Consider the following 25,164-nt stretch of genomic DNA (forward strand, 5'->3'; position numbering starts at 1 on the left):
AATCCAATGCCCCAAGATGCAAGTGTCAAAATCTGCGGTCTGACCGCCCCTGATCACGTGCGCGCGGCTGCCGAGGCTGGTGCGCGCTATGTTGGTTTCGTGTTCTTTCCCAAATCGCCGCGGCATCTGGAAATCGAGGCTGCCGCCGAACTGGCCCATCTGGTACCTGCCGGCGTCGCCAAGGTCGCCCTGACCGTGAACGCGTCGGATGAGGAACTGGACCGGATCGTGGCCAGCGTGCCGCTGGACATGTTGCAGCTGCACGGCAAGGAAAGCCCGGATCGCGTGGCCGAGGTCCGGCAGCGGTTTGGCCTGCCGGTGATGAAAGCCATTGGTGTAGCCGAAGCCGAGGATCTTGCGGCGATCGACCTGTATTCGGAAGTGGCGGATCAGCTGCTGATCGACGCCAAGCCACCGCGCAACGCCGAACTGCCGGGCGGCAATGGGCTGGCCTTTGACTGGCGCCTGTTGGCGGGGCGCAAATACTGGCGGCGTCCGTGGATGCTGGCCGGGGGGCTGACGCCGGAAAACGTTGCCGAGGCCATGCGCATGACCGGCGCGCGGCAGGTCGATGTCTCTTCGGGTGTGGAAAGCGCACCCGGCGTGAAGGATGCGGCCCTGATCCGCGCCTTTATCGACGCCAGCCGGTGATCTGATCGCCTGATGCCTGCGTATCTCCGTTAGAGGAGGGCGCGGGAATGCTGGCAGCAATTGGCGGAGTTTCATTGAAACGGTGGTACTACGGGCCAGAGTTTTTCTGGCGCGCCCGTCAGGCAATTCTGCAAGCGCGCGGTGATCCGCTGTGCCTGAAAGTAGACGTCTTCCCGCACCAAGGGCTCTATTTTTCGCTGAGTGTCTGGCACGACGCCGAGGCGATGCTGACCTTCGCCCATTCCGGTCCGCACCGCCGCGTGGTGCGGGCGGCGGCGTATCTGGCCGAGGTGAATGAGTTTCATCACTTCACTTGCATCGCCGTGCCAAGCAGGGATCAGGCGTTGCAGGTATGGGCACAGCGCGTCCAGGCGGCGAAATGATGCGTTTTGCCATGGCAAATCCGCGCGCCACCTCCTATGAACGACGGGTACGACGATGGAGACACCCATGGCCAACGATCTTTTCAATTCCTTCATGTCCGGCCCCGACGAGCAGGGCCGTTTCGGCATCTTCGGCGGGCGGTTTGTTAGTGAAACGCTGATGCCTCTGATCCTGTCGCTGGAAGAGGAATACGAGAAGGCCAAGGATGATCCCACCTTCTGGGCCGAGATGGACGATCTGTGGGCGAACTACGTGGGCCGCCCCTCGCCGCTGTATTACGCGGAGCGCCTGACTGAGCATCTGGGCGGTGCCAAAATCTACCTGAAACGCGATGAGTTGAACCACACCGGCGCGCACAAGATCAACAATGTGCTGGGCCAGATCATTCTGGCGCGGCGTATGGGCAAGACCCGGATCATTGCCGAAACCGGAGCGGGCCAGCACGGCGTGGCCACTGCCACCGTCTGTGCCAAGTTCGGCTTGAAATGCGTGGTCTATATGGGCGCGCATGACGTGCAGCGCCAGGCGCCCAACGTGTTCCGTATGCGCCTGCTGGGGGCCGAAGTGATCCCGGTGACCTCGGGCCGTGGTACCCTGAAAGACGCGATGAACGATGCGCTTCGCGATTGGGTCACCAACGTGCGCGACACCTTCTACTGCATCGGTACTGTAGCTGGTCCGCACCCGTACCCGGCAATGGTGCGCGACTTCCAGTCGATCATCGGCAAGGAAGCCAAGGAACAGATGATGAAGGCCGAGGGCCGTCTGCCCGACACCATCATTGCCGCCATCGGTGGTGGTTCGAACGCGATGGGCCTGTTCTACCCCTTCCTCGACGACAAATCCGTCAACATCATCGGCGTTGAAGCCGGTGGCAAGGGCGTGAACGAAAAGATGGAACATTGCGCCTCGCTGACCGGTGGTCGCCCGGGTGTGCTGCATGGCAATCGCACGTATCTGCTGCAGGATGACGACGGTCAGATTCTCGAAGGCTATTCGATTTCGGCTGGCCTGGATTATCCGGGCATCGGGCCTGAACACTCTTGGCTGAACGATATTGGCCGCGCGAACTATGTCTCGATCACCGATAAAGAGGCGCTGGAGGCGTTCCAGCTGTGCTGCGCAACCGAAGGCATCATCCCGGCGCTCGAGCCCTGCCATGCGCTGGCCCATGTGATGAAGATCGCGCCTGAGTTGCCCAAGGATCACCTGATCTGCATGAACATGTGCGGACGCGGCGACAAGGACGTGCAGACCGTGGCCAAATATCTGAACTTCGACATGTCGGATACCGAAGGCCGCACCGCCGATTGACCAAGCGGTAAAATATGAAATTTATGACAAGAGCGGCGCGCCTGTGACGGGTGCGCCGCTTTGTTTTTGACGCGCGGCCTTTTCGAATATTGCGCGGCTGGGTAATTTTGTTGCGTGCCCGCCACAGGTGCATTTTAGGGCCGCAAAAAATTATTGAGCGAATCCAGACCCTTCGCCTAAACCCGCCGTTACCGGTCACAACGGGCCGGACCCTAGCGGGCAGAGGTGATCACTCTCCCGGTGCGGACGGCGCTGCCGAAACCGTATGCCAGGGCCGAAACCGGGGATTGGTATGCTTTGTAGCTCAGTTGGATAGAGCGGCAGGTTTCCCATCTGTAGGCGAAGGTTCGACCCCTTCCAAGGCACCAAATGTAGCTCATTCTGGTAGAGCAATCGGCTGTTAACCGATGTGTAGCGGGTTCGATTCCCGTCATTTGACAAAGCTGTTCAGTCAGCACCGGCCTTCCACGCCGGCCCGTGAAAACGGTCCAAAACATATGGGTCCGGGTGTCCTCCAGCAGGGGCGGCACCGCGCAACGTCAGGCTTTGGCCCGGCGGGGCAGGGGCTTTCGCTGCTCTGGCCTTGGGCCGGAGGGTGGATGACGGTGCCGTCGGATCGGTGCCCCGCGTGGCCCTTGGGTCAGGCGGCGCATCGGTCCCGCGCCCCTCTCTCTGCCCCTCCCGCGCAGGGGCATGGCGCGGGGGATGTCCGGATCTTTCCCGCCTTCATCCGAAGGCTTCACACCTGTCACCCGTTCGGGGTGCAACCCACTGAAAACATGAAAAGGAGTCCGCGTTTGCGACGACGATAGAGCGAGACGAAAAGGAGAAATGACATGACACTGTTCCAAGATCTGATTGACCGGCTGACCGGCCACCGGCGGCTGACCCTGACCGAGACTCAGCGGATGCTGGTCCTGCGCAACGGGGTATTTGACGCAATCCTGGGTGCCGGGAAACACCGGCTGCCGCGCAAGGATGTGCTGACCGAGCTGCACGATCTGGAAAAGCTCTTTTTCGTGTCGCCCTATGAGCGGGCGCTGATGCAGAACCGGCCCGAACTGGCCGCCAAGCATCTGACCGAGTTCCGGGCCGAGCCTGACGAAGTTCTGGTTCTGCTGCGGGACGGGGTGCCTGTTCGGGTTCTGAACCCCGAAGCGCGGGCGCTGGTCTGGAAAGCTGCGGGGCTCTGGAAGGTCGAACACCACGCGCTGACCGAAACCATGGCTACTCCCAAAGCAGTCGCGCAGCGGCTGGTTCGGGCCGGGCTGCGGTTGAACCTGACGCAGGTCGAGGTTGCCGAAGGGCATACCGGGCTGCTGACGGTTGACGGGGTGTTGGTGGATCAGCTGGCGCCGGGTGCGCACGCCTTCTGGAAAGTCGGGCGGAACGTTGAGGTCAAGCAGATCGATCTGCGGCAACGCACCCATGAGGTGACAGGGCAGGAGATCCTGACCAAAGACCGGGTGACTATCCGGGTCAACCTCAGCGCCGACTACCGGGTCGTTGATCCGGTCACGGCGGTGGGGGCGGTCAAGGACTTCGACCAGGCCCTGCATCGGGCGCTGCAACTGGCGTTCCGGAAGACCTTGGGGGCGATGACGCTGGACCGGCTGCTGGCCGAGAAGGTGACCGTCGACACCGAGGCCGCAGATCGGGTGCGGACACAGATGGCCGGGATCGGTATCGAAGTGGGTGAGATCGCGTTGAAAGACGTCATTCTGCCCGGTGAGATGCGGGAAATCCTGACCGCCGTGGTCGCAGCCGAGAAACAGGCCGAGGCAAACGTCATCCGGCGGCGGGAAGAAACCAACGCCACGCGGTCTCTGCTGAACACCGCGAAGGTGATGGCGGAAAACCCGGTGATGCTGCGGCTGAAAGAGCTGGAGGCGCTGGAAACCATCGCCGGGAAGGTCGAACGGCTGACGGTCCACAACGGGACCGAAGGGCTGATGTCCGACCTTGTCAAACTGCGGGAGTGATCCCGAATAAGGGCCGGTCCGGGGTATTCCGGGCCGGTCTGCCTATTCCACAATCGCGTGTTCGGTCAGCAGGCGCAGTGGCACCACGTCCAGCGCACGCTGATGGGTTGCTTCAAGATGCACCTTGGGGGCGCAGCCCTCGTCATGGGCCTGCAGAAAGCGCCCGGCGCACAGGCACCAGCGGTCACCGGGGTTCAGGCCGGGAAAGTTGAACTCGGGGCGCGGGGTGCTCAGGTCGTTTCCGACATACTTGGAAAAGGCCAGAAACTCGGCTGTCATCACCGCGCAAACCGTATGACTGCCCTGATCTTCTGGGCATGTGTTACAGGCGCCATCGCGAAAGAACCCGGTCAGCGGATCACGGGAACACGGTGCAAGCACACCGCCCAAAACGTTGATACTGTCCTGTTTTTGCATGACCCCACCTTACAGGCTTTGGGCGATGCTGCGGAACATTTCTATGTTTTCTTCGTTCACGCCGTCATCGCGGAATTTTCGATCCGCCCCGGTTGTCACGATCAACACCCCGCGCGGCTGGTCGAAATATATGTACTGACCATAGACGCCACGTGCGAGGAATTCACCTTCATGCGCGCCGACGGGAATCCACCACTGATAGCCGTACCCGATCTCGCCTGCCTTGGTCGGTGCGCTGGGCAGGACGGATTCTGCAATCCAGTCTGCGGGCACCAATTGATGGCCGTCATGTTCTCCGTTCTGCAGGACCATCTGGCCAAACCGGGCAAAATCGCGGGTGGTAAAATTCAAGCCACCCAGCACAAAGGCAACCCCGGCGCCATCGGTCACATAGTAGCCGTCATGTTCAAGCCCCAGCGGCTGAATGATTTTTTCGGTCAGCAGCTCGGTCACGCTGCGCCCGGTGGCCCCACGGATCACCATGCCGATGACATGGGTGTCGATAGAGACGTATTGCCAGGTCTCGCCCGGGGTGGCGAAGGTGTCCTGTAGCGAGGCCGCGAAGTCGTCCAACTCTCCGCCCAAGGCCACGACGCGGCCCATCCGGTTGATGTCCGAGTTGGGGTCGAAATAATCCTCGTTGAACGTGACGCCGCTGGCCATGTTCAGCACATTGCGGATCGTTGCACCGTCATAGGCGGTGCCCGTCAGCTTGGGCGCGTATTTCACCACCGGGTCGTCCAACGAGTTGATGGCCCCTTCGGCCAGAAGAACGCCGAACAGAGCCGAAAGGTAGCTCTTGGCAACCGACCATGAAATTCGCCGATCTTCGGGGGTCGTGCCCAGATAGTATTCTTCGAACCGGATTTGCCCGTTCTGCAACACCAGCAGAGAGGTCACCGCCCGGTCCTCGATCCATTGGTCGGTGCCGTCGGGCAGATCAAAGCCGGGGCCGTAGGGCAGGTCCCAGGTCGGGCCATCGCCGCGCGGCAGATCGACCGTCAGAAAAGCCTCATTCATATGCGAGAAATTGTGGACGATCTTTTCTTCGGAAAACAAAGAGTTCACAGCCATCAACCGCTGAAGCTCTTCGCGTTTCCAGAATCCGACAACAACTGCGGCCAGCACCAGCATCAGCAGGATGCGCAGCACCCACTTGAACAGAGCTTTCATCTAACGCCTCCCGTATCCCTGCCACATTGGTACCCGCCCGATGCGGTTCCGCAATTGGGACGTTACGGCAAGGTCAACAGGCCTATTTGAACTTGTCCAGCAGCTTTTGCATGGCCGAGCGTTCATCAACCTCGGGTTCCGGCGTGGGTATCGTGTCGGGCTTCAGCGTTTTAGCCGGAGATTTCGAAGACCGCGGCGGTGTGGTGCGCAGTGCGACCGCGTTCATGAACTTGCCGCCGTCGCCGTCGGCCAGGTATCCGGCACCATCCGACACACCGCGCAGCACATCGTCCAGCCAATCGGCATCGGCCTTGGCAAAATCGCTCAGGACATAGGGCGAGACCATCTCCTTGCGCCCCGGATGCCCGATCCCCAGCCGCACGCGGTCATAGGCGGGGCTGATATGTTCATGGATCGAGCGCAACCCGTTGTGCCCGGCATGTCCGCCGCCCGCCTTGACGCGCACTTTGCCGGGGGCGAGGTCCAACTCGTCGTGAAAGACGGTCACGTCGGTCGACTCCAGCTTGTAGAACCGCATCGCCTCGCCCACCGATTGGCCCGAGCGGTTCATGAAGGTTTGCGGCTTGATCAGCAGCACCTTTTCCCGGCCCAGACGCCCTTCGGCGATCTCGGCCTGAAACTTGGACTTCCACGGCCCGAAACCGTGATCCTCGGCGATCCGGTCCAAGGCCATAAAGCCGATATTATGCCGGTTGCGGGCATATTTCGATCCCGGGTTCCCCAATCCGACAAACAGTTTCATAGTCTCGTCCTTGTGCGATGCTCGCGGTTGATGGCACAGAATGCCATCCGTTTTCCAGCCCACGCGCCAAAAGAAAACGGGGCCTGCGAAAGGCCCCGTCTCAAAATCCGGATCGTTGGGTCCGGCTTTATTCTTCGGCTTCTTCCTGACCGACGACTTCAACTTCGTCTGCGGCCACTTCTTCACCTTCTTCTTCATCGTCGCTGGACGACAGGCCGGTCGGTGCCGAGATGTTCGCGATCACGAAGTCACGGTCGATGGTCGGCTTGGTGCCTGCGGGCAGATCAACGGACGAGATGGTCACAACGTCGTTGATATTCAGACCGGTCAGATCAACGGTGATCTTCTCGGGAATGTCACCCGCGGTGCACATCAGTTCGACTTCCGGACGGACAACGGTCAGAACGCCGCCCTTCTTGATGCCGGGCGCTTCTTCTTCGTTGACGAACTCAACGGGGATGTACAGCGCGATCTTGGTGGTCCGACGCAGGCGCATCAGGTCCAGGTGGGTCGGCAGGTCCTTGACGACGTCACGCTGAACGTCGCGGCAGATGACGCGGACGTCTTCGTGGCCTTCAACCTTCAGGTTCCACAGGGTCGACTTGAACCGGCCCGCTTTCAGGCGCTTGAACAGGACGTTGAACGGGATCTGGATCGGCAGCGGCTCTTTGTCACCACCAAAAACAATGCCCGGAACCATGCCGTCGCGGCGTGCTTGACGAGCGGCGCCCTTGCCTGTCCCCGTCCGTTCCAGAGCTACGAGATCAGGAATCTCACCAGCCATGATATATCTCCAAATGTTAGGGCGGGCATCCTCCAAGGCTGTATGCCCGCGTGAAGCCGCGTCCTTAGCTTGATTCATTGGATTTGGAAAGGGCTTTTTGACCTTTTGTTTTTAAGGCCAAGTCAGTCCTGCCAGCGGCCACCGAAGTCTTCGGGGATCAGCAGGTTATGCCGCCCCAGATCGCCCACGTTGCGTTCTCCGCACAGCGCCATTGTGGTGTCCAGTTCCTTTTGGATGACGTCCAGCGCCGTTGTCACACCTTTCTGCCCCATTGCGCCCAGCCCATAGACAAAGGCGCGACCGATAAAGGTGCCTTTGGCGCCCAGAGCGACGGCTTTCAGTACGTCCTGACCAGAGCGGATGCCGCTGTCCAGATGGACCTCGATATCATTGCCGACCGCGTCCATGATCTGCGGCAGCATACGGATAGAGCTGACCGCGCCGTCCAACTGCCGCCCGCCGTGGTTCGAAACAACGATGGCATCCGCCCCCAGCTTTGCGGCCATCCTGGCGTCTTCGGCGTCCAGAATGCCTTTTAGGATGACCTTGCCGCCCCATTGTTCCATCAGCTTTTCGACCTTGCCCCAGTCGAGGCTGGGGTCGAATTGTTCAGCGGTCCAGGCCCCAAGAGACGAGGCGTCCGAGATGCCTTCGACGTGACCAACGATATTGCCGAACTCGCGTCGTTTTGCGCTCAGCATTTCGATACCCCATGACCATTTAGTCATCAGGTTGGCGATGGTTTTTGCGGTCAGCTTAGGCGGGGCGGACAAGCCGTTCTTCAGGTCCTTGTGGCGTTGACCCAGGATTTGTAGATCCAGCGTAATCACCAAAGCCGAACATTTCGCATCCTTGGCGCGCTGGATCAGGCGGCTGACATAGTCCTGATCCTTCATCGTATAAAGCTGAAACCAGAACGGTTTCGTCGTGTGCTCGGCCACATCCTCGATCGAGTTGATCGACATGGTGGACAGGGTGAAGGGTACGCCAAATTCTTCGGCAGCTTTGGCAGCCTTCATCTCACCATCCGCGTGCTGCATGCCTGTCAGCCCGACCGGGGCCAGTGCGACGGGCATCGCAACGTCCTCTCCGATCATCTGCGAGGCGGTCGAGCGTCCGGCCATGTCCACCGCAACCCGCTGGCGCAGGCGGATATCCGAGAAATCCGAGCTGTTGTCGCGGAAGGTCTGCTCGGTCCAGCTGCCGCTTTCGGCGTAATCGTAAAACATCCTGGGCACGCGGCGTTCGTAGATGCGGCGGAGGTCTTCGATTGTCGTGATAACAGCCATGTTTGAGCGCCTTCGATATTTTGGTCAGATTTTCACGCCAATTTCTAACATGACAGGACCTCACGTCCAGAGACCAAAAAACCGCAGCAGGCCATTGCCGTGCTGCGGTTCAAAAAACACTCTGATGCCCGGTGATCAGGCGGAATGCGCGCCGTCGGCCAGAGATTTCACAAAGTCCAGAACCTCGGCCACCGGCTTGCCTGCGCCGATCTGGCTGACAATGGCCGAACCGACGACGGCACCGTCGGCGACAGTGGCGATGGCTCTGGATTTTTCGGGCGTGTTGATACCAAAACCCACGATCACGGGCAGGTCGGTCGCGGATTTGATCCGGGCGACTTCGGGGCCGACATTCGTGGCCTGAGCTTCGGCCGCGCCGGTGATGCCGGTAATCGAGACGTAATACACAAAGCCCGAGGTGTTCTGCAGCACGCGGGGCAGGCGCTTGTCGTCGGTGGTCGGGGTCGCAAGACGAATGAAGTTCAGACCGGCTGCCTGCGCGGGCAGGCACAGTTCTTCGTCCTCTTCCGGCGGCAGATCTACAACAATCAGGCCGTCGATGCCTGCGGCTTGGGCATCCGCCAGAAACTTGTCCACGCCACGGCTGTAGATCGGGTTGTAGTAGCCCATCAGAACGATGGGCGTCGTGTCGTCTGTTTCGCGGAACGCGCGCGCAAGGTCCAAAGTGCGCTGCAGCGTCATGCCCCCATCCAGCGCCCGCTGACCTGCGGCCTGAATGGTCGGGCCGTCCGCCATGGGATCGGTAAAGGGCAGTCCCAGCTCGATCACGTCGACTCCGGCACCGGGAAGACCCTTCACAATCTCAAGCGAGGTGTCGAAATCGGGGTCACCTGCCATGATATATGCGACAAAGGCCTTCTTCCCCTCGGCCTTCAGGGCGGCGAACTTAGCGTCAATACGGGTCATCTGCGGTCCTTGCATTCAGAGTTGAACCTGATGTGCAGAAACTTTGCCCGGAAATCAATCCCGCCGGGTCAGATTGCCTCAGAACTGGTAGTGGTATCGCAGCAGGGCCGAGTTGACGCCGGGGTTATCACTATTCGTGCTGGCATTGGATTTATGGGTGATGGCAAATGAGATCTTGTTGCCGCTATCCAATGTGTAACCAAGGCCCAACAGGCTGCGGATCTGGAACTCTCCGCCAAGATCATTCTGGTCGTCGTCCTCGGAAAAGTACCCCGGCATGACGCTGCCTTCGACAAACCATCGATCCGCGAAGGTATAAAAGCCGATCAGCCCAATGCCGATATGGATATTGCTTGCCGTATCTACGGTCAGCGCGCTGCCCCAGGTGGCGGAAAAGCGTGTGGCCTCATGAAACGGGCGGTGCTGGTATTCAAGCGCGAATACGGCTTCGTCCTCAGCCGCGCTATCGGAAAAATCGGAATAGCCGGCGCCAAAGACAAGGGATTGGGCCTGCGCTGTCTGGGCGGCCAGCAGCATCGCAAGGGTTATGACAGTTTTCTTCATTCCTACTATTCACTTTTTGTTTGTTCTTAAGGTTCTATACGTCGATCTTAGAGCGCAGATTCAGATCCGGGCAAGCCGGTAAGGGGTGAACATTTTCGTGATGTTGCAGATTGGACTTGGCCGGGTTGCCTGCAGTCCGGCTTGCGCATCGACCCGGACCTGCATAGAAGCACCCCTCGAATGGCATCAGGAGACCGTCATGGGCTTTAAAATGGGAATCGTGGGTTTGCCGAATGTGGGCAAGTCGACCCTCTTCAACGCGCTGACCAAAACCGCGGCCGCACAGGCGGCGAATTTCCCGTTCTGCACGATCGAGCCCAACGTGGGTGACGTAGCCGTGCCTGATGATCGTCTGGATAAACTGGCGGCGATTGCCAGCTCGAAACAGATTATCCCAACACGGATGACCTTCGTGGATATTGCCGGTCTGGTGAAGGGGGCCTCGAAGGGCGAAGGCTTGGGCAACCAATTTCTGGCCAACATTCGCGAGACCGACGCCATCGCCCATGTGCTGCGCTGTTTCGAAGACGGTGACGTGACCCATGTGGATGGCCGCGTTGATCCGGTGGCCGATGCCGACACGATCGAGACCGAGCTGATGCTGGCCGATCTGGAAAGCATCGAAAAGCGCCGCGCCAATCTGGTGCGCAAGCTCAAGGGCAACGACAAGGAAGCGCAACAGCAGGATCGTCTGTTGGCCGAAGCGCAAGCGGTGCTGGAAAACGGCAAACCCGCGCGTCTGGTTGAGGTGTCGGGCGAGGACGCCAAAGCGTGGAAGATGCTGCAACTGCTGACAACCAAGCCGGTGCTCTATGTCTGCAACGTGTCCGAGGAAGAAGCCGCCGAGGGCAACGAGTATTCAGCCAAGGTTGCCGAGATGGCAGCGGCGCAAGGAAACGCGCATGTCATCATCAGCGCCAAGATCGAAGAAGAGATCAGCCTGCTGGAAGACGAAGAAGCCCAGATGTTCCTGGAAGAGATGGGGCTGGAAGAGCCCGGCCTCGACCGTCTGATCTGCGCCGGCTATGACCTGCTGAAACTGGAAACCTATTTCACCGTCGGCCCGAAAGAGGCCCGCGCGTGGACCATCCGCACCGGCACTGCCGCACCTCAGGCTGCCGGTGTGATCCACGGTGACTTTGAGAAAGGCTTCATCCGGGCTGAGACCATCGCCTATGACGACTATGTCTCGGCCAATGGCGAGCAGGGCGCCAAAGAAGCAGGCAAGATGCGGGCCGAGGGAAAGGGCTACATCGTCAAGGACGGCGATGTGATGCACTTTTTGTTCAACACCTGATCCCGCAGCCTCGCTGACTAGCGGTTCGGTGAGTATTGTCTCGAGACCAACGGTCACTTCGAGCCAAAGACCGAGCGGAGTTGCAACAGATTCTAGAGCTAGTTTGGGGATTAGGATCCGAAGCACGAGCCGAAGCCTATCGAAAGGAACACTTAATCTCCACAATTTGTGACCCTGATATTCTTTGACCACGGCCCGAATTAAGCACGTTCAAAATGACACAATCAAAGTTAACGGCACACCGGCTTCTACCTGTAATCTTGTTCGCAGCGTTGTCTTTCGCATCGTCGGCCGAGTCTAAAAGCAAAAGCCCCTATAATCCGCGGGCGGTGGTGACCTATGACGAAATTTACGATTTCGAAGTAAGAGAATTTCCCCTTATGATGGCACACCCGTACCAGATAGTGATCCCAAACACTTCGCTGGGCCAGGTGATTGCTTGCCGTATCTACCAAGGTAGCGGCGACGAAAACACGAGCTTGCCAAGAACTCCAGGTCTCGCTGCACTCTTTGCGGAAGGCTCAGAGGGCATAACAATTAATCACCGTACGACGAGCAGAGATATGCAATATGTGGATTCTGGAAACAACGAGACCCATGTCCATTTTTCACACAAGATTGCAGACGCAACCTTTCGCTGTTTCAATGCGCACGTCGAATACAAGGATTGATAGGTTTTTGTTCACCAGATTGCCAGTCTTGAGGCGAGTTCCTGTGCGTCGAAGACCAATCTAGTCTTGGGTTTGATCCGCCATTTGAGACAACTGACAAATGATCGAAATCCGCGACCTGCAACTGCTCAGCGCTCTGGCGCGGCACCGGCATTTTGCCAAGGCGGCTGAAGAGTGCGGGATTTCTCAGCCTGCGTTTTCTATGCGCATCCGTAACCTTGAGGAACGGCTGGGCGTCTCAATCGTGCGGCGCGCCAATCGGTTTCAGGGTTTGACCGAAGAAGGCGAGATGATCGTCCTGCGGGCGCGGCGCATTCTGGATGACACCAAAGCGCTGGAGCAGCAGGTGCTGGCCTCGAAGGGCGAGATCACCGGAACCCTGATCCTTGGCGTGATCCCTACGGCGATCGCCTTCACCGGGCGGTTGATCAAACGCTTGCAACTGGCGCACCCACGCATCCTGTCGCGGATCGAGACCATGTCCGCGACGGCCATCCAGCACAGGTTGGACGAAGGCAGTCTGGATGCAGGCATCACCTATGGTGATAGTATCGGCACCGATCTGCGGCAGGTGCAACCTTTGTACGAAGAAACCTACGTGTTGCTGGTCCCGTCGCACATGACCAGCGAGACCGGCCCGATCCCCTGGGTGCGGGTGGCCGACTTCCCGCTCAGCCTGTTGGAGCCACAGATGCAAAACCGGCGCATTTTGGACCGCATTTTTGCCGAACAGGGGCTGCACCCGCAGGTTGTTGCAGAGACCAGCGGCTTTACCGCCTCGATGGTCATGGCACGCGAGGGGTTGGCGGCCACCGTGGTCCCGCGCGTGCTGGTCCGCGCGTTGGGCGATCTGAAGGGTACGAAGGTGTTACCCCTGGTCGATCCCGTTGTCAGCAAACCGATTTGTCTGGCGACTTTGTCTCGTGATCCCGAACTGCCCACGGTCGAGGCGTTGCGGGCAGTGGTGACGTCTTTGCGGTGATAAGGTGTCGTTATCGTGCGATTGCGATAAGCGATTTGACGATATGTTATTCTGATGAGACACGGAGCCTCAATCGGAGGGCATCATGGCACCATTAGACACCAAGCCATCAGGCGCACCCAAGGGCGTCTGGAAGTCAGGTAAAGGCAAGGGGCGGCACACGCCCAAAGGCCGTCAATTCTCGGACGAGGCACAGGCCGAAATTCATCGCCTGCTGGGCGACCGTCCGCGTCGCCGCGATCTGCTGATCGAATTTCTGCATTTGATTCAGGACGAACACGGCCATATCAGCGCCGACCACATCGCTGCTCTGGCGGTTGAGATGCGGATCGGTCAGGCCGAGATTTATGAGACAGCGACCTTCTATGCCCATTTCGATGTGGTGAAAGAAGGCGAGACGCCTCCGCCCGCGCTGACCATCCGGGTCTGTGATTCCCTGTCCTGCGAAATGGCTGGTGCCGAGCAGCTGCAGAAGGCGCTGGAAGATGGTCTGGACCCGGCTGAGGTTCGCGTTGTCCGCGCGCCATGCATGGGCCGTTGTGACACCGCTCCGGTGCTTGAGATCGGTCACAACCATATCGACCACGCGACCCCCGAAAAGGTGCAGGCTGCGATTGCTGCCGGTGACACCCACGCGCATCTGCCCGATTACGAAGCCTTTGCCGCTTATGAGGCCAATGGCGGCTACGCGAAGCTGAAAGAGCTGCGCGACAGCGGCGATTGGGAGAAGGTGCAGGAAGACATCCTGTCCTCGGGCCTGCGCGGTCTGGGCGGCGCTGGCTTCCCATCGGGCAAGAAATGGGGCTTTGTTCGCATGAACGAAGGCACCCGTTATCTGGCCGTAAACGGCGATGAGGGCGAGCCGGGTACGTTCAAGGATCGCTATTATCTGGAACGCACGCCGCATGTCTTTCTTGAGGGCATGTTGATTGCCGCCTGGGCGGTCGAGGCCGAGACCTGCTTTATCTACATGCGTGATGAATATCCAGCGGTGCTGGAGATTTTGCGCCGTGAGATTTCGGCGCTGGAACAGGCGGGGATTGTTGCATCCGGCTATATCGACCTGCGCCGCGGTGCCGGTGCGTATATCTGCGGAGAAGAATCCGCGATGATCGAGTCGATCGAAGGTAAAAAGGGCCTGCCGCGCCACCGTCCTCCGTTCGTGGCGCAGGTTGGGGTCTTTAACCGCCCGACCTTGGTGCACAACGTCGAGACGCTCTATTGGGTCTCGAAGGTTTGCCGCGAGGGGCCGGAATGCCTCAACAGCACCGAAAAGAATGGCCGTAAGGGCCTGCGCAGCTATTCGGTCTCGGGCCGCGTGGCGAAGCCGGGCGTTTACCTGCTGCCTGCGGGTTCGACCATTCTGGATGTGATTGATGCTGCCGGCGGTATGGCCGAAGGCCAGACCTTCAAGGCGTATCAGCCAGGCGGTCCGTCCTCGGGTCTGTTGCCTGCGTCGATGGATGACATCCCGCTGGACTTCGACACGCTGCAACCGCATGGCACTTTCATCGGGTCGGCCGCCGTGGTGGTTCTGTCCGATCAGGACACAGCGCGCGATGCGGCGCTGAACATGCTGCGGTTCTTCGAAGACGAAAGCTGCGGCCAGTGTACGCCCTGCCGGGCAGGCTGCGAAAAGGCGGTCAAGCTGATGCAGGCCGACAAGTGGGACACCGATCTGCTGGAAGATCTGTGCCAGGTCATGGGCGACGCATCGATTTGTGGTCTGGGGCAGGCGGCCCCGAACCCGATCCGCCTTGTCATGAAGCATTTCGCTGACGAAATCTGAAGGGAGACAGAGCCATGCTTGATGCAAGCCCGAACAAAACCGTCACCTTCAACCTGAACGGCGAAGACGTCACCGTGCCCGAGGGCTGGACCATCTGGGAAGCCGCCAAGGGGCAGGGGTTCACCATTCCGCACCTTTGCCACAAGCCGCAGCCGGGCTATCGCCCCGACGGCAACTGCCGCGCCTGTATGGTTGAGGTGGAAGGCGAGCGTACTCTGGTCGCCTCGTGCATCCGCCCCGCAGCGGACGGTATGGTGGTTAAAACTGACTCGGACCGCGCCGAGAAATCGCGCGCAATGGTCATGGAACTACTGGTCGCCGACCAGCCCGAGGAAGCACACGACACCTCCAGCCATTTCTGGGACATGGCCAAGCTGAACGATGTCAGCGACAGCCGTTTCCCGGCGAAAGAGGCCGAGAAAATCCCGCTGCTGGATGACAGCCACGTTGCGATGCGCGTCAATCTGGACGCCTGCATCAACTGCAACCTTTGCGTCCGCGCCTGCCGTGAAGTGCAGGTGAATGATGTGATCGGCATGGCCGGTCGTGGGCACACCGCGCAGGTGGTGTTCGACCAGAACGACCCGATGGGTGATTCAACCTGTGTCGCCTGTGGCGAATGCGTTCAGGCCTGCCCGACTGGCGCCCTGATGCCCGCGACGGTGCTGGACGATCAGCAGAAGGGCGACAGCAAGGATTATGACTCTGAGACCGAAAGCGTCTGCCCGTTCTGCGGCGTGGGCTGCAAGGTCTCGCTGAAGGTCAAGGACGGCAAGGTCAAATACGTCGAGGGTATCAACGGCCCCGCAAACGAAGGGCGCCTGTGCGTCAAAGGTCGGTTCGGCTTTGACTACATCCACCACCCACACCGTCTGACCAAGCCGCTGATCCGCCGTGAAGACGCACCTGCCAAAGGTCTGAACGTCGATCCGGGCAACCTGTCGACTCATTTCCGCGAAGCAACGTGGGAAGAGGCGATGGATCTGGCCGCGACCAAGCTGAAAACCCTGCGCGAAGAAGACCCGCGCAGCGTTGCGGGCTTTGGTTCGGCCAAGTGCACCAACGAAGAAGCGTACCTGTTCCAGAAGTTCATCCGTCAGGGCTTCAAGCACAACAACGTCGACCATTGCACCCGTCTGTGCCACGCGTCGTCCGTTGCGGCGCTGATCGAGAACGTCGGGTCTGGCGCTGTGACCGCGACCTTCAACGAGATCGAAAACGCGGATGTGGCGATCATCATCGGCTCGAACCCGATCGAGAACCACCCCGTCGCGGCGACCTACTTCAAGCAGTTCGCCAAGCGTGGCGGCAAGCTGATCGTGATGGACCCGCGCGGTGTTGGGATGCGCAAGTTTGCCGATGAGATGCTGCAGTTCCGTCCGGGTGCGGATGTCTCGATGCTCAACGCGATCATGAACGTGATCGTCGAGGAAGAGCTCTATGACAGCCAGTACATCCACCGCTGGACCGAGAACTGGGAAGCCGAGAAAGAGCATCTGCGCCAGTTCACGCCCGAGGCGATGGCGCCGATCTGCGGCATCGAACCGGATCAGCTGCGCCGTGTCGCGCGCACCTTCGCGCAGGCCAAGGCCGGTCTGATCTTCTGGGGGATGGGCGTCAGCCAGCACATCCACGGCACGGATAACTCGCGTTGCCTGATCTCGCTGGCTCTGATGACAGGCAACGTTGGCAAACCCGGCGCGGGTCTGCACCCGCTGCGCGGTCAGAACAACGTGCAGGGTGCATCGGACGCGGGCCTGATCCCGATGTTCCTGCCGGACTATCAGACTGTGACCGACGACGGCATCCGCGCCAAGTTCAACGAGGTCTGGAATTCGGACGACTTTTCGAACGAGAAAGGTTTGACCGTCACCGAGATCATCGACCAGGCCTATGCGGGCAACATCAAGGGCATGTACATCATGGGTGAGAACCCGGCCATGTCCGACCCTGATGTGAACCACGCGCGCGACGCGCTGGCCAAGCTGGACCTGATGATCGTGCAGGACATTTTCCTGACCGAAACGGCGAACTATGCCGACATCATCCTGCCCGCCTCGGCGCTTTATGAGAAGAACGGCACCGTGTCGAACACCAACCGTCAGGTCCAGCGTGTGCGTCCGGCGGTGACCCCTCCGGGTGAGGCGCGAGAGGATTGGAAAATCACCGTCGAACTGGCGCAGCGCATTGGGCTGAACTGGGATTACTCCGATGTGTCCCAGGTCTTTGCCGAGATGAAGTTGACGATGAACTCGCTCAACAACATCACGTGGGAGCGTCTGGAGACCGAGACCATCACCTATCCGTCGCTGTCCGAGACAGACCCGGGGCAGGCGATCGTGTTCGGCGATGGCTTCCCGCGTGCGGATGGTCGCGCCCGGTTCACCCCGGCCAGCGTCATCCCGCCGGATGAGGCCCCGGATGAGGAATACCCGATGATCGCCACCACCGGCCGTCAGCTGGAGCATTGGCACACCGGTTCGATGACCCGCCGGTCCAATGTTCTGGACGCCGTGGAGCCCGAGGCGAACTGTTCGCTGAACCCCCGTACGCTCAAGCTGATGGGGATCGAACCGGGCGAGGTGATCCGTCTGACTACCCGTCGCGGCTCGATCGAGATCATGGCACGGGCCGACCGGGCGATTGCCGAAGACATGGTGTTCATCCCATTCGCCTATGTCGAGGCAGCGGCGAACATCCTGACCAACTCGGCCATCGACCCCTATGGCAAAATCCCCGAGTTCAAGTTCTCGGCGATCCGGGTCGAAAAGATCGAAGACGCCGTCGCGGCGGAATAAGACCTCCACTCACACATCCAGGAAAGGCGGCCCTTTGGGTCGCCTTTTTTCTTTCCTTGACAGAGTGTTGCTTGCGGCCAAACCTGTCGTCACTTTGGTGATGGAGGAGCATATGGCCCGCCGTTTCGTTGATCTGTCCGTTCCTCTGGAGACCGGGATCGTATCCGATCCGCCGATCATGCTGCCCGAGATCGAATATCTGACGCATGAGCAGACCGCAGAGCAGGTGATGGCGTTCTTTCCGGGTCTTCAGAAAGACGATCTGCCGGGCGGCGAGGGGTGGGCCATCGAACGGCTTCAGATCGCAACCCATAACGGCACCCATCTGGACGCGCCGTATCACCACCACTCGACCATGAATAACGGCGAACGGGCAATCACGATCGACGAGGTTCCGCTGGAATGGTGCATGAACCCCGGCGTGAAACTGGATTTCCGCCATTTCGACGATGGTTATGTCGCCACTGCGGCCGATGTCGAGGCAGAGTTGAAACGCATCGGCCACGATCTTCAGCCGCTGGACATCGTGATCGTAAATACCTCGGCAGGCACGCAGTACGGCCAGCCGGACTATCTGATGAAAGGCTGCGGTATGGGACGCGAGGCGACCTTGTACCTGACCAAGCGCGGTGTGCGGGTAACCGGCACAGACGCCTGGAGCTGGGACGCGCCCTTTCCCCTGACCGCACAGGAATATGCCGAGACCAAGGATGCCTCAATCATCTGGGAGGGCCACCGCGCCTCGATGGAGATCGGTTATTGTCATATCGAAAAGCTGACCAACCTCGAAAACCTGCCGCCGACCGGATTCGAAATCTCGTGCTTTCCGTTCAAGATCAAAGGGGCGTCGGCGGGCTTTGTGCGGGCTGTCGCGATCTTTGAGGAGAGCGGCGATGACTAGACCGCTCAGTGGTCATGACGGCCCTTATGATGCACCGGTCGAAATCCGGGGATTCTCGGTTCTGCCGGAATGGGTCGACTACAACGGCCACATGAACGTGGGCTATTACGGCGTGGCCTTCGACATGGCGCTGGAAAAGCTGATGGCGGATCACCTTGGGCTGGGTGAGGTGCAGGTCAAGGCGCTGGGGCAGGGGCCGTATGTCCTGCAATCCCACATGAACTTCCTGCGCGAGGTCCAGCCGGATGAGCCGTTCTATTTCCGCTTTCGGATGTTGGATTCAGACCGGAAACGCGGTCATTACTTTGCGCAGATGCTGTCAGAAAAAGACAATGCCATCTGCGCCACGCAGGAAGCGCTGTTCATGAATGTCAGCCATACCACCGGGCGGTCTGAGCCCTATCCGGATTGGGCGGCCGCACGGCTGGCCCGCATGGTCCGCGATCACGCCGGGTTGGAGGCCGCACCGCAGGTCGGGCAGGCGATTGGTATCCGGCGGAAATAGCGACCTTAATAATCCCGTTCGAAAAACAGGCCCAGCCCGGTTTCGCCGCGCCCGTCGACGGTGCCGCGTACGGTGAAACTGTCGGTGACGTCCAGGTTCAGGTTCACCTCGGTGTCGCCCTCGGTGTTGACAGTGAAATCGGTGTAGAGGTTGTCGCTCAGATAAGCTCCGGCCCCCAGACGACCGGCGCCGCCCTCGGTTGCCCCGATATCCACCGTGTCAACGCCGGTCGAGTCGCGCAGCCCTTTGGTCGTATCGCCCCCCGCGCCACTGAGTTGCGCCAAAGACGCGGCCATCTGGGCAATGATAAAGGGTGAAAGTTCTGAGAAACGGTTGCCGAACAGCAGCATCGCCAGCGCCTCTTCCGCCGGGCGTTCGGGATCGGAATAGACGTCAACCTCGGGCGCATCCAGCGGACCGGCGATTTCGATCGTGGCTGTACCCTCCGAGGTACTGGTGGACGAGGCGAACTCGATATACGGCGTCAGATCCCCCTGCAGGGTCACGATGCCTTTGGTCAGGGCCAGCCTGCGGCCCAGAATGTCGAAATTGCCCCGGATCAGCTCAATCTGGCCGGAGGGGATGACCGACGCCGTCGTGCCGCCGATGAACAGGTTTCCACCCAGTTCGGCATTGACACCACGACCGCGCACGAAAACCGCTTTGGGTGCCCGCAGGCTGACATCCAGCGCAATGCGGGAGTCGCTTTTGGAGGCCCCTTCCTCGACGATCAGCCGCGCCCGTTCGCGGGTGATGTAACTGGCCCGGCTTTCGTTGAAATGTTCGATCTCGGGGATCGGCGCGGCCCCTACGGCCCCGGCTGCGGCGGCGAGGTTGATGTTGGTCTCTTCAAACGTGATCTGCCCGGAAATGGCGCTGTTGCCGGCCAACGCTCCGGTCATGGCGATCTCACCGTTCAGCGTGGTTTCATAAAGCAGCTTGTCGGTCAGCACGAGTTGGTTGAGCCTGGCGACAATGTTGGCATTCAGCGGCGGCGTCAGATCCAGCGGGCCCGAGATAGTGAAGTTGCCTCCGGCCCGCATCCCGCCATTCAACGAGATATTGGCGCGGCTTTGTGCCAGTTCGACCGAGCCGTTGATGCCGGTGACCGTCTGCCCGATTTCAGGGATCGCCAGCGACGTCCCCGAGGTGGTGATCGTACCGCTGAGCGAACTGAGCGCGGGTTTGCCTTTCAGGCGCAGATTGTGCCGGGCGGTTCCGTCGATCTTGTTGGGCGAGATAAACAGGTTGATAACGCCCAGATTGACGCCGCCCTGTGCCTGTAGATCAGCCTCGCCGCTGGTTTCATCGAAAGTGCCCGCGATCGTGCTGTTGATTTCGGCGGGACCATTGGCCGAGCCATCGATGGTCCAGACGCCGTTGTTGCGTTTCGCATTGCCGGTTGCCGCGACGGTGCCGGGAAACTCGGGTGCGAAACGTTCGATCTTGTTTAGCTTGGCGTCGAAATCCAAATCGGCTGTGCCATCCGTGTCCACGGTTCCGGTCAGTGCGGCGTAAGAACTGTCCGGCCCGCTTAACCGCATGGTGCCTTCAAGCCCGGATCTGTTCGGGGCGACGTTGCCGTCCAGCGTTAGCGGCCCGGACATTGTGGTCAGGATACGGGACAGATCGTCAAGCTGTGCGGTAAAGCTCAGCCCGCCGGCGTCGCGGTCCAGCTGGCCCGATGCGGTGGCGGACAAAGCGGTACCCTGCAGGCGGAAGGTGCGGATATCGACTCCTTCCTCGCCCTTTTCGGCATCGACATTCAGGGTCGTGCGGCCCTGGATCAGCTTGTCGACCAGTTCGATGCCGGTTTGCAGGTCGTCCGCATTCACATTGCCCTGAATATTGAAAACCTTGCTGGCCAGGGTAGCGTTGCCCTCCAGATTGGCCGAGATCGACCCGGCCAGATCGCGTTGGGCCAGCCCGGAAAACAGGGATAGATCCGGGGCCTTCACCTGCGCCGTGCCGTTCACCGACAGATCGCCGGTGGGGTCGTCGACCGTTGCGGCGACCTGCGCGGTCAGGGCGGCGCCATTCACTGTCGCCTCTCGGATTTCGATCCGGTCTGTTGTCCGAGCTCCGTCCCAGGTGATAGCGGTTTTGCCGGTCAGCAAGGGGTCAAGGTCGGACATGCCGGTCTTGATATCCTGTCCGATCACGCTGGCCGTGCCATCAAATTCCAGCGTCTGCACCGTGCCCTTGCCATCGAATTCGGCCTGTAAGGCTCCGCCCAATTCGCGCTTGGCCAGCCCGGAGAAGACCGACAGGTCAGTTGCATTCACGCGGGCTTTTCCGTCGATGGTCAGGTTGCCGTCGGGTGTCGTGACCTCGCCGCTGGCCTGCGCCTGCGCGGCCTCGCTGTTCAGGTCGAATTCGCGGATGGTGATGCCGTCGCTGCCACGGCTGGCATCCAGCGTGATCGTGGTCTCGCCCTTGATGACCGGGTCGATATCGTCGCGTCCGGTGACCAGATCGCGGCCCTCGACCACCACCTTGCCGTCAAAGCTGCGTTCCAGCGGCGAGCCCTTGCCTTCGACGCGCACCGAAGCCTCGCCGCCCAGATCAAGCTGTGCGAGGCCCGAAAACCGCGACAGGTCCGATGCGTCGAGCGTGGCTGATCCATCTACCGTCAACCCGCTGGTCAGCCCGTCGATCAGCGCATCCAGCGCCAGCGTATAGTCGGTTCCGACCAGTTCGAACCCCGAAAGGTTCAGGGACTGATCAGAGCCATAGTCGAACTGACCATCCAGCGTGATGCGCTCGCCCAAAGCGGTGTTCAGCGCCTGATCGTTCAGGTCGATCCCGTCGACGATGGCCTGCAGATCACCGGTGACGGTAAACGCTTCGCCCTGTTCCAAAACGCCTTGCGCGGTGATCCGGGCGTTGTCCAGTTTCGTCTGCGGTGACTGAAACGCGTCTGTGGTCAGGCTCAGGTCCCATAGATTACCGTTTTTCTGATCGAACAGGGCGGAAATCTGTGCCGCCTCGATCGACGTATCCCCACCCGCAACCGGCAGCACCACAGAATTGCCGTCCGGCGGCGTGATCCGGCCCTGCAAGGCCGCAAGCTGCAGGGTGCCGCCTTCGGCCAGTTGCAACTCACCCTTCAGGTTCAGCGCCTGGGTCGTGAGTTCCAGATCAGAGATATCCAGCGCGCCCTGGGGTTTGGTCTGGCCGTCCACGAAAAGCCGCGTCCTGGGGCCAAAGAAGGGGTCCAGATCCTCGGCCATGAAGGGGGTCAGGTCGCCGCCCAGATCGGCGGTAAAGGCGATCCCGTCTGCCGCGCCGGTTTCCGCGGCGCGCAGTTCGACCTGTCCTGTCACCTGCGGCTGCTTGTCACTGCTCAGGGCGATGTCGGCGGTGAATTCGGTCAGGGGGCCCGCGCCTTTGGCGGTAAAGCCGATCGGCGGGCTGTCGGGGATCTTCAGGGCGGTCGAGATCAGGCCACCCTCGGCCTCGTTCACGTCCAGATCCAGATTGATTTCGCGTGACGCGTTCTGGAACCCGGCGGTCAGCTTGATCCTGTCCCCGGCACGGTCCAGCCGGGTGATGTCCAGGTTGGTGTCCAGCGCGCCATCGGCAAGGGACAGGTTGCCGGTGACGGACAATGCGGCAGAGACCCCGATCAGAGGTTTGCCCAGCAACAACTCATCTACCCGGATCTCGCCAATTTCAATGGAAACCGGCAGTTCAGGCAGTTGAAAGGGTTTGGTCTCGGCCGAGGGGGGCGGGGTGTCCTTGGTGGTCGTGCCGGGTGCGCGGGCGATGTCAATCTCTTGCGCCGTCAGGGCATTGACGGAAAACCGCCCCCGGATCAGGGCCAGCCGGTTCCAGTCCAGCTCGGCATCCTTGATGGTCAGCCAGACACCTTCATCGTCCGAGACGATGATCTCTTGAATCGTCGCGCGCGCGCTCAGCGCGCCCTGCAGGCCCTTGACGGTGACGTTTTGATCGTCGCCCGACAGCGTGTCCTGCAGGAACCGTTCCAGCATACTGCCGCCGCCTTCATCCTCCTGCGCGATCACAGGCGGGGCAGTCACGATCAGAACCGAGGTGACAACAGGATATGCGTAGCGCCGTATCAAAATGCCTGTCCGATCCCGATATAGAATTGCAGACCGCTGCCGGTATCGCCCTGCATGGGCAAGGCCAGATCCAGACGCAGTGGGCCGAACCCGCCCAGATCATACCGGACGCCCAGTCCGGCGCCCGAATGGTACTCGGCACCGCTGCCGATAAAAGATGACGTGTCCACGGTACCGAAATCGTAAAACCCGACAAGCGATATCGCGTCGGTGATCTTTCCGCGAACTTCTCCGGACAGCCCGACGAAGGATTTGCCCCCGGCCACGCCTCCGTTGACCGGGATACCCAGGCTTTCAAAGGGTTGCCCGCGCACGGTTCCCGCACCGCCCGAGAAGAACAGGAAATCCGGTGTCACATTGCTGGGCGAAGGCCCGATCACCGAGCCGATCTGAGCGCGACCGGCCAGAACGATACGCCCACCCGTTCTCAGGCTGGTATAGGCGCGTGCGTCGGCGAAAAGCCGAATGCCTGTGTCCGTACCCGAAAACCCGACGAACGGCATGGCTTGCGCGTCCAGATAGAATCCACGGGTCGCGCTGACCTTGCTGTCACGTTCATCCCATTCCGATCGGAGCGGGATGATAAAATATCGGAACTTTCGGCCGCTGCCATAGGCATCATCCGCATCCGACCATTGGAAACCGGCCGAGGCTTCGGCATAGAGCCGGTCGGAAAAGGTGCGCCGGGCACCATAAGCCAGCGACGCGACCGAGACGTTGTAGTTCTCGGTGTTGCGCCGCTCCAGCAGGGCGCTCCAGAAAGTGTTGTCATCCGGGCCCAGCCGGTCGGGCTGATCCAGACGCAGGCCGATCCGGCCGTCCAGGTCCTCGGACCCGCCGATGTTGCGCAGCGCGGCTTCGAACCGCAGCCGTTCGGCGCGGCGGAATACGTTGCGGTGGGTCCAGGTCGCGGTTACGTCCAGCCCGGCGTTCGAGGCCAACTCGACCCCAAAGGTCAGGCGGCGCTTGGGCATGTCTTCGAACGTGGCGTCGAAATCCAGCGTGCCGTCGGGGTTAGGGGTTTTGTGCTCTTCGATCGACACGACGCTGAATGTACCGGTTCGGCGCAACCGCGTGCCGACCCTCTGGATTTTCGCCGGTGAATACACTTCGCCCGAGGGGAACCCGGCGATTTTTTCAATCGACCGGTAACGCACATCCGTGTCGCCCTTGATGATCATTTTGCCAAAGACCAGACGCGGGCCGGGTTCAAGATCGATCTCGGCGTCCAGCCGTTTCTGCGCATGGCGGGCGATGACCTTTTGGCCTTCGACCTCGGCCTTGGCGTGTCCGGTGTCGCGCCAGCCCTGTACCCCGGCCGAGGCCGCCTGCTGAATGGCTCCGGTCGTGGCCAGCTTGCCGGGGGCGAACTCTTCGGGCAGGACAGTGCCCGGCGCAACCGGTTCAACGATGGCGGTGCCGAACTTGAAGGTCGGGCCGGTATTTACCGTGATGACGGCGCGGTTGATCGCATTGGGCACGGTGAGCGAGCTCATGTCCGCTGCTTCCTGCCCGTCCAGCTTGATGCTGACGACCGGGCTGAAATAGCCCTCGTCATACAGGATCTGAACGATGGTGCGGTAATCGGACAACGCGGCAGAGAGGATTTCCAGCGGTGTGTCCAGCCCCCTGTCTTCGGCGGTCGCGACCGAGGACGTTTCCTCGATGCGTTCGACCAGCGCTTTCGGAGCACCGGGTGCGGACAGCGTCGTTTCAAGCGCGGCCAGAGACGAAGGCAGGGCGGTGATCACGCCAAGAAGGCAATATTTCACAAAGCCCTTTGGCCTGCTTCCCTGCATCGAATGGCTCCAACTGCCCCAAGTCGAAATCAATTTCGCCGTTTTATGCAATGCGACGGCTCATTGCATTCATGTTAGAGCATCAG

General features: G+C 60.4%; 20 protein-coding genes and 2 tRNA genes. 13 read left to right on the plus strand and 9 right to left on the minus strand.

Annotated elements, in window-relative coordinates:
• Positions 1 to 6 precede the first annotated feature (6 nt).
• The 6 genes from ACR0DO_RS09700 to ACR0DO_RS09725 all read left to right on the plus strand — a co-directional run bounded on the left by ACR0DO_RS09700 (position 7) and on the right by ACR0DO_RS09725 (position 4,331).
• Positions 7 to 651 carry a phosphoribosylanthranilate isomerase gene (locus ACR0DO_RS09700; protein WP_480558287.1) on the plus strand — a complete coding sequence of 215 codons (645 nt, stop codon included), beginning with the start codon at positions 7 to 9 and terminating at the stop codon, positions 649 to 651.
• A gap of 47 nt (positions 652 to 698) precedes the next feature.
• Positions 699 to 1,034 (plus strand): hypothetical protein, encoded by a 336-nt coding sequence (locus ACR0DO_RS09705; RefSeq protein ID WP_170445574.1) that lies wholly within the window; start codon positions 699 to 701, stop codon positions 1,032 to 1,034.
• A 67-nt stretch (positions 1,035 to 1,101) separates the two neighbouring features.
• Positions 1,102 to 2,349 (plus strand): tryptophan synthase subunit beta, encoded by a 1,248-nt coding sequence (gene trpB / locus ACR0DO_RS09710; protein ID WP_170445570.1) that lies wholly within the window; start codon positions 1,102 to 1,104, stop codon positions 2,347 to 2,349.
• 293 nt (positions 2,350 to 2,642) lie between these two features.
• Positions 2,643 to 2,715, plus strand: a tRNA-Gly gene (locus ACR0DO_RS09715).
• Positions 2,715 to 2,788: transfer RNA gene (locus tag ACR0DO_RS09720), tRNA-Asn, on the plus strand. Before ACR0DO_RS09715 ends, ACR0DO_RS09720 begins: the two co-directional genes overlap by 1 nt.
• Positions 2,789 to 3,185: 397 nt before the next feature.
• Positions 3,186 to 4,331: a slipin family protein gene (locus ACR0DO_RS09725; RefSeq protein WP_480558289.1), complete on the plus strand. Its 1,146-nt coding sequence runs from the start codon at positions 3,186 to 3,188 to the stop codon at positions 4,329 to 4,331.
• Positions 4,332 to 4,373: 42 nt separating this feature from the next.
• On the opposite strand, the gene ACR0DO_RS09730 is transcribed toward ACR0DO_RS09725, so the two are convergent.
• From ACR0DO_RS09730 to ACR0DO_RS09760, 7 genes are all read right to left on the minus strand, one after another.
• Positions 4,374 to 4,748, minus strand: coding sequence for a DUF2237 domain-containing protein (locus tag ACR0DO_RS09730; protein ID WP_170445566.1), 375 nt, complete (start codon positions 4,746 to 4,748; stop codon positions 4,374 to 4,376).
• A 9-nt stretch (positions 4,749 to 4,757) separates the two neighbouring features.
• Complete coding sequence (locus ACR0DO_RS09735; protein WP_480558291.1) at positions 4,758 to 5,921, minus strand: serine hydrolase domain-containing protein; 1,164 nt, start codon at positions 5,919 to 5,921, stop codon at positions 4,758 to 4,760.
• 82 nt (positions 5,922 to 6,003) lie between these two features.
• Entirely contained in the window at positions 6,004 to 6,684 is a 681-nt protein-coding gene (pth, locus tag ACR0DO_RS09740) for an aminoacyl-tRNA hydrolase (RefSeq protein WP_480558293.1), read from the minus strand.
• 127 nt (positions 6,685 to 6,811) lie between these two features.
• Positions 6,812 to 7,468 (minus strand): 50S ribosomal protein L25/general stress protein Ctc, encoded by a 657-nt coding sequence (locus tag ACR0DO_RS09745; RefSeq protein ID WP_480558295.1) that lies wholly within the window; start codon positions 7,466 to 7,468, stop codon positions 6,812 to 6,814.
• A gap of 122 nt (positions 7,469 to 7,590) precedes the next feature.
• Positions 7,591 to 8,757, minus strand: coding sequence for an alpha-hydroxy acid oxidase (locus tag ACR0DO_RS09750; RefSeq protein WP_480558297.1), 1,167 nt, complete (start codon positions 8,755 to 8,757; stop codon positions 7,591 to 7,593).
• Between the two features lie 135 nt (positions 8,758 to 8,892).
• On the minus strand, positions 8,893 to 9,684 hold the full coding sequence (trpA, locus tag ACR0DO_RS09755; protein WP_170445551.1) for a tryptophan synthase subunit alpha: 792 nt from the start codon (positions 9,682 to 9,684) through the stop codon (positions 8,893 to 8,895).
• 78 nt (positions 9,685 to 9,762) lie between these two features.
• Entirely contained in the window at positions 9,763 to 10,248 is a 486-nt protein-coding gene (locus ACR0DO_RS09760; protein WP_480558299.1) for an acyloxyacyl hydrolase, read from the minus strand.
• Positions 10,249 to 10,447: 199 nt separating this feature from the next.
• On the opposite strand from ACR0DO_RS09760, the gene ychF reads away from it, so the two are divergent.
• The 7 genes from ychF (at position 10,448) to ACR0DO_RS09795 (ending at position 19,191) form a co-directional block, all read left to right on the plus strand.
• Positions 10,448 to 11,545: a redox-regulated ATPase YchF gene (gene ychF, locus ACR0DO_RS09765; protein WP_480558301.1), complete on the plus strand. Its 1,098-nt coding sequence runs from the start codon at positions 10,448 to 10,450 to the stop codon at positions 11,543 to 11,545.
• Between the two features lie 215 nt (positions 11,546 to 11,760).
• The gene (locus ACR0DO_RS09770; RefSeq protein WP_480558303.1) at positions 11,761 to 12,216 is read left to right on the plus strand and encodes a hypothetical protein; all 456 of its coding nucleotides are present in this window, start codon (positions 11,761 to 11,763) and stop codon (positions 12,214 to 12,216) included.
• A gap of 100 nt (positions 12,217 to 12,316) precedes the next feature.
• Entirely contained in the window at positions 12,317 to 13,198 is an 882-nt protein-coding gene (locus ACR0DO_RS09775; protein ID WP_480558305.1) for a LysR family transcriptional regulator, read from the plus strand.
• 85 nt (positions 13,199 to 13,283) lie between these two features.
• Entirely contained in the window at positions 13,284 to 14,987 is a 1,704-nt protein-coding gene (locus ACR0DO_RS09780) for an NAD(P)H-dependent oxidoreductase subunit E (protein ID WP_480558307.1), read from the plus strand.
• A 14-nt stretch (positions 14,988 to 15,001) separates the two neighbouring features.
• The gene (fdhF, locus tag ACR0DO_RS09785; protein ID WP_480558309.1) at positions 15,002 to 17,785 is read left to right on the plus strand and encodes a formate dehydrogenase subunit alpha; all 2,784 of its coding nucleotides are present in this window, start codon (positions 15,002 to 15,004) and stop codon (positions 17,783 to 17,785) included.
• Positions 17,786 to 17,897: 112 nt separating this feature from the next.
• Positions 17,898 to 18,686, plus strand: a complete 789-nt coding sequence (locus ACR0DO_RS09790; RefSeq protein ID WP_480558311.1) for a cyclase family protein — start codon at positions 17,898 to 17,900, stop codon at positions 18,684 to 18,686.
• Positions 18,679 to 19,191 carry a thioesterase family protein gene (locus ACR0DO_RS09795; protein ID WP_480558313.1) on the plus strand — a complete coding sequence of 171 codons (513 nt, stop codon included), beginning with the start codon at positions 18,679 to 18,681 and terminating at the stop codon, positions 19,189 to 19,191. Before ACR0DO_RS09790 ends, ACR0DO_RS09795 begins: the two co-directional genes overlap by 8 nt.
• Positions 19,192 to 19,196: 5 nt before the next feature.
• Here the strand turns inward: ACR0DO_RS09795 and ACR0DO_RS09800 are convergent, their stop codons facing one another.
• Positions 19,197 to 23,234 carry a translocation/assembly module TamB domain-containing protein gene (locus tag ACR0DO_RS09800; protein ID WP_480558315.1) on the minus strand — a complete coding sequence of 1,346 codons (4,038 nt, stop codon included), beginning with the start codon at positions 23,232 to 23,234 and terminating at the stop codon, positions 19,197 to 19,199.
• 41 nt (positions 23,235 to 23,275) lie between these two features.
• Positions 23,276 to 25,078, minus strand: a complete 1,803-nt coding sequence (locus ACR0DO_RS09805) for an autotransporter assembly complex protein TamA (RefSeq protein WP_480558317.1) — start codon at positions 25,076 to 25,078, stop codon at positions 23,276 to 23,278.
• Positions 25,079 to 25,164: the final 86 nt, after the last annotated feature.

The sequence above is a fragment of the Ruegeria sp. AM9 genome (assembly GCF_056540565.1).